Here is a 1,246-nt window from a genome sequence, read left to right as displayed (position 1 = left end):
GGCCGGCTGGCCTTCTACGGCGCCAACGGGGGCCATCGCGGCCGCGCTGGGGAACCGGCCCGCCGGGTCCTTGGCCAGCGCGGTCTCGACGACGTGGCGCAGCGCGGCCGGCACCTCGGCGGGCAGCGGTGGCGGGTCGTCCTGGAGGTGGCGCAGCGCCACGGTGACGGCGTTGCCACCCGCGAACGGCGGCGCACCGGTCAGGCAGTGGTAGGCGACGGCACCCAGCGCGTAGATGTCGGTGGCCGGGGTCAGCTCGTCCTTGGTCACCTGCTCCGGAGCCATGTAGAGCGCGGTGCCCACCACCTCGTCGGCCCGCGTCTGGGCGGCCGCGCCGGCGGTGACCGCGACGCCGAAGTCGATGAGCACGACCGTGCCGTCCGGCTCGACGATCATGTTGCTCGGCTTGACGTCGCGGTGGACGACTCCCGCGTCGTGCACGGCCTGCAGTGCCCGCGCGGCCTGGGCGACGACGGACCGCGTCTCGGCGGCGTCGAGGCTCCCCGCGGAGGCGATCCGGCGGGACAGCGGCTCGCCGTCGACGCGGGCCATCGCGATGTACGCGACGCTGGTGCCGTCGGGCAGCTCGGTCTCGCCGTAGTCGTAGACGTCCGCGACGCCGGGATGGCGCAGGGCGGCCATCGCCCGCGCCTCGCTGCGGAAGCGCGCCCGGGCGGTGTCGTCCACCATCCCGTGCAGCAGCTTGACGGCGACCCCGCGACCGAGGACGGTGTCGGTGGCGCCCCACACCGCACCCATGCCGCCGTCGGCGATCGGCGCGTCGAGGCGGTAGCGGTCGTCGACCAGCAGCCCGGGCGTGAACATGTCCTCAGCCGTACCCAGGACGGCGCCGGGCATGCGTGCCCGCCCGGCGGATGTTGATCATCTTGCGGGAAATGCGGAACCGGACCGAACGGTGTGACGCGGACGGCCACCGCGACGCTACGCACTGTTTCGAACGACCGGGACGGGTTGCGGCACCCGGATGGAGTTGGGTTCCGTCCCGGCCGTCCGGTGGGTTCCCAGCCCCACCGCCTGTTCAGCGCCCGACCCGGTGCGCGTGTCACACGCTGCGGGTTTGCGGCTCCGGCGGGCAGGGGTAACAACCTGGCCGCGGCACTCGACAACAAGGAGGCCCGGCGTGGGTATCGGAGCAAGTATCTTCCTGATCGCGATCGGTGCGATCCTGGCGGCGGGACTTCTCCTTGAACTGGATCATGCGCTGGGCCTCGCCGTACCCGGTGAC

1 protein-coding gene is annotated in these 1,246 nt (G+C 73.0%); it reads right to left on the bottom strand.

Annotated elements, in window-relative coordinates:
• The coding region (locus AB0H87_RS41885) for a serine/threonine-protein kinase (protein WP_360159460.1) at nt 1-825 on the bottom strand (825 nt) is incomplete at its 3' end.
• Between the last annotated feature and the right edge of the window lie 421 nt (nt 826-1,246).

It is taken from the genome of Asanoa sp. NPDC050611 (assembly GCF_040654855.1).
GTDB lineage: Bacteria > Actinomycetota > Actinomycetes > Mycobacteriales > Micromonosporaceae > Asanoa.
Note: the sequence above shows the minus strand (reverse complement) of the source record. Positions and strands in the feature narration are given on the sequence as shown.